Origin of the sequence: Kitasatospora sp. NPDC089509, from assembly GCF_044749365.1 — a bacterium.
Classification (GTDB): Bacteria; Actinomycetota; Actinomycetes; order Streptomycetales; family Streptomycetaceae; genus Kitasatospora.
The window spans coordinates 336964-352331 of record NZ_JBIVHS010000009.1 but is presented as its reverse complement, the minus strand read 5'-3'; the positions used below and the strand labels follow the sequence as shown (position 1 = coordinate 352331).

10 protein-coding genes and 1 pseudogene are annotated in these 15368 nt (G+C 73.3%); 2 read left to right on the top strand and 9 right to left on the bottom strand.

All coding sequences use genetic code 11. The features are described from left to right. A pseudogene (locus ACIP4P_RS21535) lies at positions 1–102 on the top strand (ATP-binding protein); the annotation flags it as partial. A 100-nt stretch (positions 103–202) separates the two neighbouring features. Here the strand turns inward: ACIP4P_RS21535 and cimA are convergent. From cimA to ACIP4P_RS21515, 4 genes are all read right to left on the bottom strand, one after another. Further along, positions 203–1819: a citramalate synthase gene (gene cimA, locus ACIP4P_RS21530; protein ID WP_400920677.1), complete on the bottom strand. Its 1617-nt coding sequence runs from the start codon at positions 1817–1819 to the stop codon at positions 203–205. Positions 1820–2182: 363 nt separating this feature from the next. Beyond that, positions 2183–3295, bottom strand: coding sequence for a branched-chain amino acid aminotransferase (locus ACIP4P_RS21525; RefSeq protein ID WP_400920675.1), 1113 nt, complete (start codon positions 3293–3295; stop codon positions 2183–2185). 214 nt (positions 3296–3509) lie between these two features. Further along, the gene (locus ACIP4P_RS21520; protein ID WP_350518862.1) at positions 3510–4547 is read right to left on the bottom strand and encodes a 3-isopropylmalate dehydrogenase; all 1038 of its coding nucleotides are present in this window, start codon (positions 4545–4547) and stop codon (positions 3510–3512) included. 9 nt (positions 4548–4556) lie between these two features. After that, a complete protein-coding gene (locus tag ACIP4P_RS21515; protein ID WP_400920672.1) occupies positions 4557–5174 on the bottom strand; it encodes a Uma2 family endonuclease in 618 nt (205 codons plus the stop codon). 135 nt (positions 5175–5309) lie between these two features. Here ACIP4P_RS21515 and ACIP4P_RS21510 point away from each other — a divergent pair, with 135 nt between their 5' ends. After that, positions 5310–7793, top strand: a complete 2484-nt coding sequence (locus ACIP4P_RS21510) for a YfhO family protein (protein WP_400920670.1) — start codon at positions 5310–5312, stop codon at positions 7791–7793. A 106-nt stretch (positions 7794–7899) separates the two neighbouring features. Here ACIP4P_RS21510 and ACIP4P_RS21505 read toward each other — a convergent pair whose 3' ends face one another. From ACIP4P_RS21505 to ilvN, 5 genes are all read right to left on the bottom strand, one after another. Next, on the bottom strand, positions 7900–11229 hold the full coding sequence (locus ACIP4P_RS21505; protein ID WP_400920668.1) for a S8 family serine peptidase: 3330 nt from the start codon (positions 11227–11229) through the stop codon (positions 7900–7902). Between the two features lie 224 nt (positions 11230–11453). Continuing rightward, positions 11454–11612, bottom strand: coding sequence for a hypothetical protein (locus ACIP4P_RS21500; RefSeq protein ID WP_400920666.1), 159 nt, complete (start codon positions 11610–11612; stop codon positions 11454–11456). Between the two features lie 284 nt (positions 11613–11896). Then, positions 11897–13495, bottom strand: a complete 1599-nt coding sequence (serA, locus tag ACIP4P_RS21495; protein WP_350516722.1) for a phosphoglycerate dehydrogenase — start codon at positions 13493–13495, stop codon at positions 11897–11899. Between the two features lie 225 nt (positions 13496–13720). Then, positions 13721–14719 carry a ketol-acid reductoisomerase gene (gene ilvC, locus ACIP4P_RS21490; RefSeq protein WP_350516721.1) on the bottom strand — a complete coding sequence of 333 codons (999 nt, stop codon included), beginning with the start codon at positions 14717–14719 and terminating at the stop codon, positions 13721–13723. A 98-nt stretch (positions 14720–14817) separates the two neighbouring features. Further along, positions 14818–15342: an acetolactate synthase small subunit gene (ilvN, locus tag ACIP4P_RS21485; RefSeq protein WP_030286969.1), complete on the bottom strand. Its 525-nt coding sequence runs from the start codon at positions 15340–15342 to the stop codon at positions 14818–14820. Positions 15343–15368 lie beyond the last annotated feature (26 nt).

Genomic DNA, 15368 nt, shown 5'->3' with positions numbered 1-15368 from the left:
CCCGACACCCCCGTCGTCACCCTCGACGCCCGCCGCCGCGACAGCGCCAAGAGCGCCCTCATCACCCTCGTCGAACACGCCCTCCTCGCCCGACTGCGGTGACGAACGTGCTCGCGGCCCACGGGAACCGGTGAACTCCCGTGGGCCGCGAGCACGTTGGCTCCGGCCGACTGACCAGTCGGCCGACCGGCTACTCGACCGGCTACTCGGCCGGCTGCTCGGTCGGCTCCAGTCCGGCCCGGATCAGGCCGTAGCTGTACGCGTCCTCCAGTGCCAGCCAGGAGGCGGCGACCACGTTGTCGGCCACACCGACCGTGGACCAGGTCGCGGTGCCGTCGGTGGACTCGATCAGCACCCGGGTCTTGGAGCCGGTGCCGTGCTGGCCCTCCAGGATGCGCACCTTGTAGTCCACCAACTCGAAGGTGGCCAGCGGCGGGTAGGTGCCCTCCAGGGCCGCCCGCAGCGCCTGGTCCAGTGCGTTGACCGGGCCGTTGCCCTCGCCGGTGGCGATCCGGCGCTCGCCCTTGGCCCACAGCTTCACGGTCGCCTCGTTGCCGGAGATCCCGCCCGGGCCCTGCTCGCTGATGGTCCGCCAGGACTCCAGCCGGTAGAAGCGGTCCCGGCTGCCGCGCACCTCGTCGCGCAGCAGCAGCTCGAAGGAGGCGTCCGCGGACTCGTAGGTGTAGCCCAGGTTCTCCTGCTCCTTCACCTTGGCCACCACCCGGCCGGCCAGGTCGCGGTCGGTGGAGAGGTCGTAGCCGAGCTCCTTGCCCTTGAGCTCCACCGAGGCCCGGCCGGCCATGTCGGAGACCAGCATCCGCATGGTGTTGCCGACCAGCTCCGGGTCGGTGTGCTGGTACAGGTCCGGGTCGACCTTGATCGCTGAGGCGTGCAGGCCCGCCTTGTGGGCGAAGGCCGAGAAGCCGACGTACGGCTGGTGGGTGGACGGCGACAGGTTGACCAGCTCGGCGATCGCGTGCGAGATCCGGGTCATCTCGGCCAGCCGGCCCGCGGGCAGCACCCGGCGGTCGTACTTCAGCTCCAGCGCGCCGACCACCGGGAACAGGTTGGCGTTGCCGACCCGCTCGCCGTAGCCGTTCGCGGTGCACTGGACGTGGGTCGCTCCGGCGTCCACCGCGGCCAGGGTGTTGGCCACCGCGCAGCCGGTGTCGTCCTGGGCGTGCATGCCGACCCGGGCGCCGGTCGCCGCGATCACGTCCGCGACGGTGTCCCGGACGCCGGCCGGCAGCATCCCGCCGTTGGTGTCGCACAGCACCACCACGTCCGCCCCGGCCCGGTGCGCGGTGCGCACCACCGCGAGGGCGTACTCGCGGTTGGCCCGGTACCCGTCGAAGAAGTGCTCGCAGTCCAGGAACACCCGCCGGCCCCGGGAGCGCAGGAACTCCACGCTGTCCCGGATCATCTCCAGGTTCTCGTCCAGCGTGGTGCGCAGCGCCAGCTCCACGTGCCGGTCGTGGGCCTTGGCCACCAGGGTGACCACCGGCGCCCCGGAGGAGACCAGCGCGGCCAGCTGCGGGTCCTCGGCTGCCTTGCCGCCGGCCCGGCGGGTGGCTCCGAAGGCGACCAGCTGCGCGCTGCGCAGTTCCAGCTCGGCAGCGGCGCGGGCGAAGAACTCGGTGTCCCGGGGGTTGGCCCCGGGCCAGCCGCCCTCGATGAAGCCGACCCCGAAGTCGTCCAGGTGCCGGGCGATGGCCAGCTTGTCCGCCACCGTCAGGTTGATGCCCTCCCGCTGCGCGCCGTCGCGCAGGGTGGTGTCGAACACGTGGAAGCTGTCGTCGGTACGGGTGACCTCGGTCATGACCCTGGTTCTCCGTTCGGGGAGGTTCGGTACTGCTCGGCCGGATTCTCGTCCCGGCTCCACTGTCCAGGATCCCGCGCGCCGCCCCGGTGTCCCCGGGCCCCTTGTGGGGGCCGTCGGCCGGTCCGAGGTAAACAAAAAGACCCCTCGCGGGTGCGAGAGGTCTGCGCGCGGGTCTGGACGCTCGTGGTCGCTCCGCATCGGGTCCTGCGGAAGCGGTCACTGCGGACCGGCGCGCCTGCTGCTAATAATCAGCGAAAGCGAGGACACGTCGGCAGTCTGGCACACCATCCGGGATCCGGCCCGCCCCGTCTCGCGATGCGAAACGTGGCAGGCCGGAGCGGGGTGCGGCGTCCGGGCCGATCAGACGATCTTGTGCAGCCAGTTGTGGGTGTCCGGGCGCTCGCCGCCCTGGATGGCCAGCAGGGCGCGGCGCAGCTCCATGGTGATCGGGCCGGGCTCGCCGGTGCCCACGGTCCAGTCGGCGGCCGCGGACTTCACCGAGCCGACCGGGGTGATCACGGCGGCGGTGCCGCAGGCGAAGACCTCGGTGAGGGTGCCGTCGGCGTTCGCCTGCTGCCACTCGTCGGTGGAGATCTTCCGCTCCTCGACCGCGTAGCCCAGGTCGGCGGCGAGCTGGAGCAGCGAGTCGCGGGTGATGCCGGGCAGCAGGGCGCCGGACAGCTCCGGGGTGACGATCTTCGCGTCCTTGCCCTCGCCGAAGACGAAGTACAGGTTCATCCCGCCCATCTCCTCGACCCACCGGTGCTCGGCGGCGTCGAGCCAGACCACCTGGTCGCAGCCCTTCTCGGCGGCCTGGGCCTGGGCGACCAGCGAGGCCGCGTAGTTGCCCGCGCACTTGGCGGCGCCGGTGCCGCCGGGCGCGGCCCGGACGTACTCCTTGGACAGCCAGACCGAGACCGGCTTGATGCCGCCCTGGAAGTAGGCGCCGGCCGGGGAGGCGATGATCATGAACAGGTAGGAGTTCGCCGGGCGGACACCCAGGCCGACCTCGGTGGCGAACATGAACGGGCGCAGGTAGAGGCTCTGCTCCGGCTCGCTCGGCACCCACGCCCGCTCCTGCTGGACCAGCAGCTCGACGGCCTCGACGAAGGCCTCCACCGGCAGCTCCGGCATCGCCAGGCGACGGGCCGAGGCCTGGAAGCGCAGGGCGTTGGCCTCGGGGCGGAAGGTCGCGATCGAGCCGTCGGCCTGGCGGTAGGCCTTCAGGCCCTCGAAGATCGCCTGGCCGTAGTGCAGGGTCATGTTCGCCGGGTCCATCTCGACCGGCGCGTACGGGACCAGCTGCGCGTCGTGCCAGCCGCGGCCCTCCGTCCAGCGGATGGTGACCATGTGGTCGGTGAAGACGCGACCGAAGCCGGGGTTGGTCAGCCGGGACTCGCGCTCCGCCGCGGGGAGCGGGTGGGCGGAGGGCTTCAGATCGAACGTGATGGGCGCCTGGGTGGGCGTGCTCATGGCTGTTTCCTTCACCGTGGGGTTCGTTCGGGCCGCCACCGTCGAAGGAACGTCACGGCGATCCAACGCCGGAACGCACGCACAACGGCACGGCCCACTGTCGATACTCGCATCCAGAGGGCCGTGCCGAACAGCTGCCCGCTCCTTGGGGAGCTGCAAGCTGCGGTTATGCGGTCCGGCCCAGCTGGCCGGATCCGTTGTGGATTCCGGCCCGTCAGCCGGCTACTCGCCCGGCGAGCGCGTCGCCGACCTCGGAGGTGGAACGGGTGCCGGCCCGCTCGGCGAGGTCCGCCGCGACGGCGGCCTCCACCGTGGCGGCCTCGGCGGCGAAGCCGAGGTGCTCCAGCAGCATGGCGACCGACAGCACGGTGGCGGTCGGGTCGGCCTTGCCCTGACCGGCGATGTCCGGCGCCGAGCCGTGCACCGGCTCGAACATCGACGGGAACTCGCCGCCCGGGTTGATGTTGCCGCTCGCGGCCAGGCCGATGCCGCCGGTGACGGCCGCGGCCAGGTCGGTCAGGATGTCGCCGAACAGGTTGTCGGTGACGATGACGTCGAAGCGCTCGGGCTGGGTCACGAAGAAGATCGTGGCCGCGTCGACGTGCAGGTAGTCGGTGGTGACCTCCGGGAACTCCCGGCCGACCTCGGCGAAGATCCGCGTCCACAGGTGACCGGCGTGCACCAGCACGTTGTTCTTGTGCACCAGCGTGAGCTTCTTGCGCGGCCGCGCCTGGGCCCGGCGGTAGGCGTCGCGCACCACGCGCTCGATGCCGTACGCGGTGTTCAGGCTGACCTCGGTGGCCACCTCGTGCGGCGTGCCGGTGCGCAGCGAACCGCCGTTGCCGACGTACGGGCCCTCGGTGCCCTCGCGGACGACCACGAAGTCGATCTCCGGCCGGCCGGCCAGCGGGGACGTCACCCCGGGGAACAGCCGGCCCGGCCGCAGGTTGATGTGGTGGTCGAAGGCGAACCGCAGCTTCAGCAGCAGCCCCCGCTCCAGCACCCCGGACGGCACGCTCGGGTCCCCGATGGCGCCGAGCAGGATCGCGTCGAAGCCCTTGAGCTCCGCCAGCACGCTGTCCGGCAGGGTCTCCCCGGTTCGGTGGTAGCGCCGGGCCCCGAGGTCGTACTCGGTGGTCTCCAGCTTCACGTCGGCGGGAAGGACGGCCTCCAGGACCTTCAGGCCCTCGGCCACCACTTCCTGGCCGATGCCGTCACCCGGGACAACTGCGAGACGAATGGTGCGAGACATGTTCGGACCTTACTGCGGCGTCCCAGGGGCTGACACCTCGCGTCCAGCATCTGGACGCCGGAGCGTGATCGAAAGGGGAAACGGGTCCAGAACAACCAGGCGCTCTCGGAAGGTTCCGCTCGGGACGTACGAGCTCTGTGCGAGGTTCAGCTCGTAGGTGTGCGCGACGACCAGTCCCCGCTCGTACTCGACGCGCCAGAAGTACCGGATTCCGGCGGCAGCGTACTTCAGTGGCTTCACCTCTCGATCGCGCTCGGCTGACTCCTCCTCGACCACTTCCACCGCCAGCAGCACGTCCCGAGACGTGTAGAACGTCTGGTCAGGGCCGGAGTTCGCACGGGCATCGACCACCATGACATCGGGCTCCGGCCGATTGCGGGAATCGAGCCTCAGTCCCATCCGGCACCAGACCTCCCAGCCTTCCGGTACCTGCTCATCCAGTTGCCGATCGAGCCAGCTGGTCGTTCCGCTGTGGAACAGCGTTTGACGGGCCGAGAAGATCAGGCTTCCGAAAAGCAGCTCGGTGTGCGGCGGCAAATTCGGAAGCCGGTCCAGATCCTCCGCGACGAAACCCGTAGCCGGTGGCCTCAGCCAGTCCGGCATCTCGGTGTCGATGTCTCCTCCCACGGCAGCACCATCGCAGGCCGAACCCCACCTCAACACCCTCGTCACCCCTTCGACGGAGCGCGTGTGGCGGAGGGTGCGCCGGGGGCGCGCTTAGGGTGGCGGGGTCCGGGATTCCTGGCAGAACGGGGCGCGTGGGTGCGGAGCGAACGGCGGCGGGAGGTGCTGGTCTGCGGGGCCGCGGCCGGGCTGGCGGTGGGCGGGTTCGCGCTGGCGGCGGGGTTGCGCGGGCGGTGGCCGGCCGGGGCCGGCGCGGTGGCGGTGCCGTACCACGCGCACCTGTGGGACCTGCTGCACGGGCAGGCCGCCGGGGACCTGCTGTTCAACTGGAACAGCGGCTACGGCGCGCCGTTCCTGGCGGACTTCTTCGCCTACCTGATGAACCCGTTCTCCTGGCCGACCGCCCTGCTCCCCCGCAGCCAGGGCCAACTCGCCGTCCTCCTGGTCACCCTGGCCTCCATCGGCCTCGGCACCGCCCTGATGGCCCACCTGCTCGGCCGGCTGCACCCCGGCCCGCGGTGGCTGCGGGTGTTCGCCGCGGTCGGGTACGGGTTGTGCTCCTGGGTGCTGGACGCCGGCGGGGGCGCGCCAATGTGGCTGTGGGGCCTGGTCTCGCTGCCGCTGCTCGGCCTGGTCGGGGACTGGTGCCTGCACGAGCGCCGCTGGGTGGCCGGCGCGCTGTGCGTCGCGCTCGCCTGGGCGGGCAACCTGTACACCGCCGCGCTGGCCACCGTGATCGCCGGACTCCTGTTCGCGGTACGGCTGTTCGCCACCCCTCGGAGCGTCCGGCACCGGGTCCGGGCCACCGGACGGGCGGTCACCCTGACCCTCACCGGGGTGCTGCTCGCCTCCCCCGTGCTGTTCGTCGCCGTCCGGGCCGCGCGCGGCGCCCAGCCGGAGTCCCCGGTGCAGCCGCTCGGCCCGTCCGAGCTCGGCGGGCACCTCGCCCGGCTGCTGCCCACCGCCACCGGCGGGCGGCCGCTGCCGGACGTGGCGATCGGGGTGCTCGGGCTGCTGCTGGTGTGCGGTCTGCCGTTCAACCGGCGGGTGCGGATCCGCGAGCGGGCGGTCTGGTGCGCGGCGCTGCTGCTGGTGGCGCTCACCTTCCTCTGGACCCCGACCGTCCTGGTCTGGCACGGCCTGGCGATCCCGGCCGGCGGGCCGTACCGGGTCGCCTTCGTGCTCAGCGGGCTGCTGGTGCTGGCCGGCTGGGTCTCGCTCGCCCACCGGCCGGACCTGCTCACCCTGCTCGGTGGCGCCGCCCTGGTCGCGGTGGTCGCCGCGCTGGCGGCCACCCGTAGCCCGGTGCCCGCCTCCACCTGGGTGCTGCTGGGCGTCGGCGGCGCCGTGCTGGCGGCCGCGCTCCGGGTGCTGGACCGGCGGCACACCGACCGCCGGGCGACCGCCCTGGCCACCTGGGTGGTCGGCGGCGCGGTGCTCGGCAACGCGGTCTGGTCCGGGTACGCGGCGTTCGGCGCGGCCCCCGACGACAGCGTCCCGCCCTCGGCGGTGCGGGCCGGGCACGCCGCCGTCCGGGACGGCACCGACTGGCCGGAGGGGCGCAGCGACCCCGGCCCGCACGCCTACACCCCCAACGACCCGCTGCTGCTGAACGGCCAGGGCGGCGGCTACTTCAGCGGCTACCTGCCGACCGTCACCGCCCTGCTGCTGCACGACCTCGGCGCGGGCTGGACGGCCGGCGGGCGGCAGATCGGGAGCGTCACCGACCCGGTCGGCCAGGCCCTGTTCGGGATCGGCGCCCACCTGGACGACGGGCCGCCGCCGGAGGGCTTCACCCCGGTCCGGGCGCCCGCGCCGCCGCTGGTCACCGTGCTGCCGCCGGGCGCCCGGCCGGGCACCTCCTCGGTCTGGGCCCGCCAGGAGTCGCTGCTCGGCAGCCAGGTGTACGACGTCCCGCTGCCCGTCCCGGCCGGCGGCCCGGCACCCACCCTGCACGGCACCAGCGGCTGGTCGGTGCCGGGCGGCGGGGACGGCACGGTGTTCACCGCCGCCTGCACCCCGGGCTCGACGGCGTACTTCCACGGGGTCTGGTACTCCGGCACGGTCTCCGGGCTGGGCACCAGCTACCGCAGTGCCGGCGAGCAGCCCACCACGGCGGTGGCCGTCCACCGGCTGGGGACCGTCCCGGCCGACGGGGTGGTCCGGGTGACGCTGCGCTCGGACGTGGTCAGCCAGGTCCCGGCCCGTCCGATCGGCTGTCTGCGGGCCGACGCCCTGACCGCCGCCGTCGCCCGGCTGAAGGCCACCGGCGCCACCCGGGTCGAGGCCGGCGGGCACACCGTCACCGCCACCCTCCCGCCGGGCTCCACCGGCACCGCGCTGGTCTCCGTCCCCGCCGCCGAGGGCTGGACCTGCGCGGTCGACGGCGGCGGCGACACCGCCCCCACCCCGGTCCTCGGCATGATCGGCGTCCCGCTCGGCGGCGGCGCCGACCGGGTGTCCTGCGCCTTCCGCCCGCCCGGCCTCACCGAGGGCCTCACCGTCACCTCCGGCACCGCCGCCGTGCTCCTCCTGGTCGGGCTCTTCGCCCGCCTGTCCCGCCGCCGCCCCGCCCACACGCCCCGCCGTGACCGCCGGGTGGCCGCCGCGACCGGGCGGTGAGGCGCACCCGGGCCGGTCAACGTGGACGGCCCGGCGCACGCTAACGGCCCGGTGAACGCGAACGGGCGGCCCGCCGGAGCTCCGGCGGGCCGCCCGTACCCGGTGGTTACGGCAGGTCGAGCACCTCGGCCCGGCGGTCGGCCGGGTTGAGGTGGTGGAGCAGCAGCAGCCGGGAGGTGTCGCCCGGGGTCCGGTGGATGTCCAGGACGCTGCCGGGACCGGCCGGGGCGACCACCGCGACCGGGCCGGTGAGGCCGGTCCGGACGGCGAGGGCCGGCTGCAGGACGTCGATCGGGACGGTCGGCCGGGCGCCGCGCAGGCCGATGGTGGCGTAGGAGTCGGCCGGGTCGGGCTTGCCGGAGCCGGTGACGCCGGTCCAGACGCCGTAGTGGACGGTGCTGTGGCCGGGGGTGATGCCGGGCAGGGCGCTCAGCCGGACCGGGAGCACCAGCACGTCGCTGTCCAGCAGCCCGGTGTCGGTGTCGCCCCAGTGGGCGTTCAGCGGCTGGACGTCCAGTTCGGCGCCGGTGCGGGCGTCGACGGCCCGGGAGACCAGGACGTCGCTGCCGCGCAGCCGGTCGGCCTTGAGGATCACGTCGGCGACGCCGTCCCCGTCGGTGTCCAGCGCGACCCGCACCCCGTACAGCCCGACCGGGGTGGCCGCCGGGGCCCACAGCCGGGCGCCCACGTACAGCTTGTCGGCGTCGACGGCCGCGCCCACGGCCCGCAGGTTGGCGACCCGGTCCGCGGCGTGCTCGACGCAGAGGTCCTGGGGCGGGTCGGCCGGCTCCTGGGCGTCCTCGGGGCGGACGCCGGCACCGGGGCCGACGGCCTTGCCGCCGCCGGGCGGGCAGTCGGGCCAGCGGGCCGCCTCGCCGCCCAGCGCGAGGGCGGTGACCAGGCCGGGCACCTCGCCGGGCGCGGCGCCGCCGCCGAGGGTGACCAGGGTGCCGTCCCGGGCGGTCCGGGCGGAGGCGGTGGCGCGGAGGTCGCCGGTGGGACGCGGTGCGGCGAACACCGGGACGCGCAGCTGCGGCGGACCGGCGTCGCCGACCGGGGTGAACAGCAACCGCCCGGAGAGTTCGCCGCGGTAGCTGCGGGCCCGGCCGCCCTGCACGGTGTCGATGGTCGGGTCCGGTGCCCGCCCCAGCGCCCCGGGGACGGACAGTGTCACCCGCACCTGCGCGGTGCCGCCCGCCGGGACCTCCACCTGGGCCGGTGCCACCTCGAAGGCGGCGCCCGGAAGTTCGGTGGCCGCCGCGTAGCCGGTCCGGTAACTCAGCGGCGTGGAGCCGTAGTTGCGCAGTTCGACGGTGCGGTCGAGGGCGGTCGGCCCGCTGACCTCGACCGGCCCGAAGGAGACCCCGACGCTGCCCGGCCGGGCGCCCTCCCCCGCCGCGTAGGCGACCACCGGGGTGCGGACGGCCTGGTCGACCCGGGCCCGGCCGGCGCCGGTGCGCTCGGGCCCGTAGACCGGCCCGCCGTGGTCGTCGCCGAGGTAGGTGTCGGTGCTGGTGTTCATCAGCGCGGCCTTGACCTGCTCGACCGGCCAGTCCGGGTGGGCGGCGCGGACCAGCGCCGCCAGCCCGGCGACGTGCGGGGTGGCCATCGAGGTGCCGTTCTCGCGCTGGCCGCCGGTGCCGCTGCCGACCAGGGCGGACCAGATGCCCTCCCCGGGGGCGGCCAGGTCGGGCTTGACCACTCCGGGCAGCCCGACGCCCCGGGAGGTGAAGTCGGTGAGGGTGTCGACCCGGGCGGGCTGGTTCTGCGCGACCGAGCCGTGCAGCGGGTTGCCGGGGGCGGCCAGCCGGACCCGGACGTCACCGTCGACGGCGGCCTCCAGCAGCCGTTCACCGTCGGCGTGGCCGAGCAGCACGGCCGGGATCCGCTCGTTGCCGGAGATCTCGGCCAGGTGGTCGGTGTCGGCGGCGTAGAGCGCGCCGATCGCCCCGGCGTCGGCGGCGTGGTCGGCGCGCGGACCGGAGTTGCACGGCCGGTCGGCGTCCCGGGTGCGCCAGGTTAGCACCGCGATCCGCCCCTTGAGCCGCTGCTTGTCGGCCTCGCTGAAGTCGACGCAGCCGTCCGCCTGGTCGCGGGGCACCGCGAGCGAGCCGCTCACCTCGGTGCCGGCCCAGCCCCGGTAGAGCTCGCTCCAGTGGCCCGGGACGACCCCGGCCATGGCGTCGGGGGCGAGCACGGTGATGCCGTCCACGTCGGCGTGGCCGTGCACGGAGGCGGCGACGGTGATCGCCCGGACGGCGGTGCCGGGGCTGCCTCCGACGCCGTACACGTCGCCCTCGTTCCCGGCGGCCGCGATCACCACGGTGCCCAGTTCGGCGAGCCGGTCGACGGCCAGCGAGTCGGCGTCGTCGGGACTGCCGAAGCGGCTGCCGAGCGACAGGTTGACCACGTCGAGCCGGTCGCCGAGGTCGCCGTCGCCGTTCGGGTCGGCGGCCAGGTCGAGGGCCTGGGCGAGCCGGTCGGTGGAGCCGTCGCAGCCGAACACCCGGATCGCGTACAGCTGGGCGTCGGGGGCGGCGCCGGGGCCGACCCGGAACGCGGCCGGGTCGAGTCCGGGCCGGTACGGGCCGGTGTACGGGCGGCCGTCGGCGGTGACGCCGTACCCGGCGGCGGTGCCGGCGACGTGGGTGCCGTGCCCGTTGCGCACGCAGTCGAGCGGGTTGTCGCTGGGGTGCGGCACCGGCTGGTGGTTCGGGGCGCTCGGGTCGGGGTTGTAGTCGTCGCCGACCAGGTCCTTGCCGCCGACCACCTTGGCGTTGGGGAACAGCCCGGCCGGGGCGGGCTTGCCGCGCTCGACCGAGCGGAAGGCCTCCTCGGTGCCGGGGCCGCCGAAGTCGGCGTGGGTGTAGTCGATGCCGCTGTCGATGATGCCGATCCGCACCCCCCGGCCGGTGTTCCCCTCGCTTCCCTCCCAGACCCGCGGGGCGCCGGTCAGCGGGACGGAGTAGGCGTTGTCACGCTGCTTGTTCACGATCGGGTGGACGGCCCGGACGCCGGGCAGCGCCCGCAGCGCGGGCAGCTGTTCGGCGGGGCCGCTGACCGCCAGCGCGGTGAGCAGGGTGCGGGTGCGGTAGAGCTCGCGGGCGGCGGGCACCGACCGGTGGACGGCCCCGGCCAGCCGGTCGAGCACCTCGTCGGCCCGGGAGCGCTGGTGGGCTCCGGCCTCGGCGGCCTCCCGGTGGACGGCCTCCGGCGAGCGCTGCGCCCGGCGGGCGCTCTCACCGGCCCGGCGCCAGGCGGGGCCGGCCGCCTCGGTGTCGAGTTCGAGCAGGACGGACGTCCGGCGACCGGACGGCGGCCCGGCGCTCGGCGGACCGCCGGACGCCGGGGTCGCGGCGAGCACCGCGGTCCCGACGAGCAGGGTCAGGGTGAGGCCGATCCGGACGAGCGGTCGGCGGACGGGTGGCAGGCGCACGAGGGACCCTCTCCCCGGCAAGGGGGAATGATCCGCATACCGAGGAGGTCGCTGACGCCCGCCCGCGCGGACGTCGATCACCCTTCCGGGGGCCCCAAATTAGGATGATCGCGCCGAGCTGGGCGAGCAACTTCCCTCGGATGGCCGTCAGTTGCACTCTACGGGGTGATACGTGGTCGACCTGATCGGCCCAGTAGGCCGATGAACGCCGCCGGTGGCGCCGCTCAGCTGTGGCCGGTGGCACCGCCGTTGTCGCGGCGGTCCAGCGAGCGCTGCAGCGCGGCGGCGGCGAAGGTGTTCCGCTCGGTGGCCCGGCGGCGGCGCGGGGCGCGGGGCGGGGTGGCGACGGGGGCGGCGACGTGGCGGTCGGCGGTGGTGGGCATACCGGGCTCCTTGGAAGCGGCGCTGCGGCGAGCGCGGAGGGGGGAGAGGTACGCGCGGGAGCAGGGATCGCCTGCCCGTGAAGGCGCACGCACACACGGGCCGCACACCCTGGCTACAGGGGCGGCACACCGTATGGCCCTTCCACGGTACGACCCCGCACCGGCCGTGTCTGCACGAATACTTGGATTTCCTAGTATCTGAGACGGCTGTCACCCGGGGGGACGCAGCAGGGCCCGGACCACCGCGGGAGCGGCGGTCCGGGCCCTGCTCGGGGCGGTGGGGCTCAGCCCAGGTCGACCGAGCGCGCGAAGCGGGCGCCGATCTCGGCGGCGATCGCGGTCAGCACGTCCTGCGGGATCTCGCTGTCCACGGTGATGGAGGCGAGGGCGCTGCCGCCGTCCCGGGCGACCTGCATGCCCGCGATGTTGATGCCCGCGTCGCCGAGGTGGCGGCCGAGCACGCCGACCACGCCGGGGCGGTCCTCGTACTTGAAGAAGGCCATGTGGTCGGTGAGCGCGACGTCCACGTCGAAGGCGTCCACGCCGACGATCTTCTGGGTCTGCTTCGGGCCGGCCAGCGTGCCGGAGATGGCGATCTCCTCGCCGTCCGCGAGGGTGCCGCGCACGGTGATCACGTTGCGGTGCTCGGCGCTCTCGCTGGAGGTGGTCAGCCGGACCTCGACGCCGCGCTCCTGGGCGAACAGCGGGGCGTTGACGTAGGACACCGTCTCCGCCACCACGTCCTCGAACACGCCCTTCAGCGCGGACAGTTCGAGCACCTTCACGTCGTGCTGGGTGATCTCGCCGCGGACCTCGACGTCCAGTCGGACGGCCACCTCGCCGGCCAGCGCGGTGAAGATCCGGCCGAGCTTCTCGGCCAGCGGCAGCCCCGGGCGGACGTCCTCGGCGATCACACCGCCCTGGACGTTGACGGCGTCCGGGACCAGCTCGCCGGCCAGCGCCAGGCGTACCGACCGGGCGACCGCGATGCCTGCCTTCTCCTGCGCCTCGTCGGTGGAGGCGCCCAGGTGCGGGGTGGCGACCACGTTGTCGAAGGCGAACAGCGGGGAGTCGGTGCACGGCTCCTTGGCGTACACGTCCAGGCCGGCGCCGGCCACCCGGCCCTCGCTCAGGGCGGCGGCGAGCGCCTCCTCGTCCACGATCCCGCCGCGGGCGGCGTTGACGATCCGCACGCTCGGCTTGACCTTGTGCAGCGCCTCGTCGCCGATCAGGCCGATGGTCTCCGGGGTCTTGGGGAGGTGGACGGTGATGAAGTCCGAGACCTCCAGCAGCTCCTCCAGCGAGACCAGCTTGACGCCCATCTGCGCGGCGCGGGCGGCCTGGATGTAGGGGTCGTACGCGACGATCTTCATCCCGAACGCGGACATCCGCTGGGCGACCAGGACGCCGATCCGGCCGAGGCCGACCACGCCGAGGACCTTCTCGCTCAGCTCGACGCCGGTGTACTTGTTGCGCTTCCACTCGCCCTGCTTGAGCGCCGAGTTGGCCGGGGCGATGTTGCGGGCGACGGAGATCAGCAGGCCGCAGGCGAGCTCGGCGGCCGTGACGATGTTGGAGGTCGGCGCGTTGACCACCATGACGCCGGCCTTGGTGGCGGCGGCGACGTCCACGTTGTCCAGGCCGACGCCGGCCCGGGCGACCACCTTGAGCCGACGGGCGGCGGCCAGCGCCTCGGCGTCGACCTTGGTGGCGGAGCGGATCAGGATCGCGTCCACGTCGGCGATCGCGGCGAGCAGCTCGGTGCGGTCGGCGCCGTTGCAGTGGCGGATCTCGAAGTCGGGTCCGAGGGCGTCGACGGTGGCGGGCGAAAGCTCTTCGGCGATCAGGACGACGCCAGATTTCACAGTGGTCGCAGTGCTCACGACAGTGGGTCCTTAACTGTCCGGTTCCCCGACGCACGTAGGTGGCGTGTTCGGGCGGGGAAGGTGGCATGCCGCGTAGGTAGACGCACGACGCTGTGGGCCTGACGCGCACTCGGAGTGTATCGACGGGCTGGAAGGCGGGCTGCTCCCGTCCGGCGAAATCACCCGGACGAGAGCAGCCTACTTGTACAAGGCCGGGACAAAAGAGCCTTGCGGAAAGCGGGGTCAGGCCTTCTCGTTGACCCAGCTCATCAGCGAGCGCAGCTTCTTGCCGGTGGTCTCCAGCAGGTGGTCCTCGTCGGCCTTCTTGTACTCGTTGTACTTGGGCAGACCCGCCTTGTACTCGGCGATCCAGGTGTTGGCGAAGGTGCCGTCCTGGATCTCGGTGAGGACCTTCTTCATCTCGGCCTTGGTGTCGGCGGTGATGATCCGCGGGCCGGTGACGTAGTCGCCCCACTCGGCGGTCTCGGAGACCGACCAGCGCATCTTCTCCAGGCCGCCCTCGTACATCAGGTCGACGATCAGCTTCAGCTCGTGCAGGCACTCGAAGTAGGCGATCTCCGGCTGGTAGCCGGCCTCGACCAGGGTCTCGAACCCGGCCTTCACCAGGGCGGCGGTGCCACCGCAGAGGACGGCCTGCTCACCGAACAGGTCGGTCTCGGTCTCCTCGGTGAAGGTGGTCTTGATGACGCCGGCCTTGGTGGCGCCCAGGCCCTTGGCGTACGACAGCGCCAGCGCGAAGCCGTTGCCGGTGGCGTCCTGCTCGACCGCGACGATCGCCGGGACGCCGCGACCCTCCTCGTACTGGCGGCGGACCAGGTGGCCCGGGCCCTTCGGGGCGACCATGCAGACGTCGACGTCCGCCGGGGGCTTGATGAAGCCGAAGCGGATGTTCAGGCCGTGGCCGAAGAACAGGGCGTCGCCGGCCTTCAGGTGCGGGGCGATGTCCGCCTCGTAGACGTCGGCCTGGATCGGGTCCGGCACCAGGATCATGATGACGTCGGCCTCGGCGGCGGCCTCGGCCGGGGTGACCACGCGCAGGCCGGCCTCCTCGGCCTTGGCGCGGGACTTGGACTCGGGCTTCAGACCGACCCGGACGTCGGCGCCGGAGTCGCGCAGGGACAGCGCGTGGGCGTGGCCCTGGCTGCCGTAGCCGATCACCGCGACCTTGCGGCCCTGGATGATGGACAGGTCGGCGTCGTCTTCGTAGAACAGCTCGGCCACGGGGGCACATCTCCTTGCGTATGGGTGCCGGGTGCGCGGTTTCCTACCGTATGCGCACGGCGGCGTGGGTGCGGTCTCTGCTACTTGAGAAGCGCTGGTCAGGCGCTGCGGTCGAGGGCGCGCAGCGAGCGGTCCGTGATGGAGCGCGCGCCGCGGCCGATGGCGACCAGGCCGGACTGGACCAACTCCTTGATGCCGTAAGGCTCCAGCATCCGGAGCATGGCCTCCAGCTTGTCCGAGCTGCCGGTGGCCTCGATGGTCACCGCCTCCGGCGACACGTCGACGGTCTTGGCACGGAACAGCTGGACGATCTCGACGATCTGCGACCGGGTCTCGTTGTCGGCGCGGACCTTCACCAGGACCAGTTCCCGCTGGATCGCAGCGGACTGGTCGAGTTCGACGATCTTTATCACGTTCACGAGCTTGTTGAGCTGCTTGGTGACCTGTTCCAGCGGGAGGTCCTCGACGTTGACCACGATCGTCATCCGGGACACGTCCGGATGCTCGGTCGGGCCGACGGCGAGGGAGTCGATGTTGAAGCCCCGACGGGAGAACAGCGCGGCGATGCGGGCGAGCACGCCGGGCTTGTTCTCGACCAGGACGGAGAGGGTGTGCTTTGACATGTGGTTCCTCAGTCGTTCTGGATAAC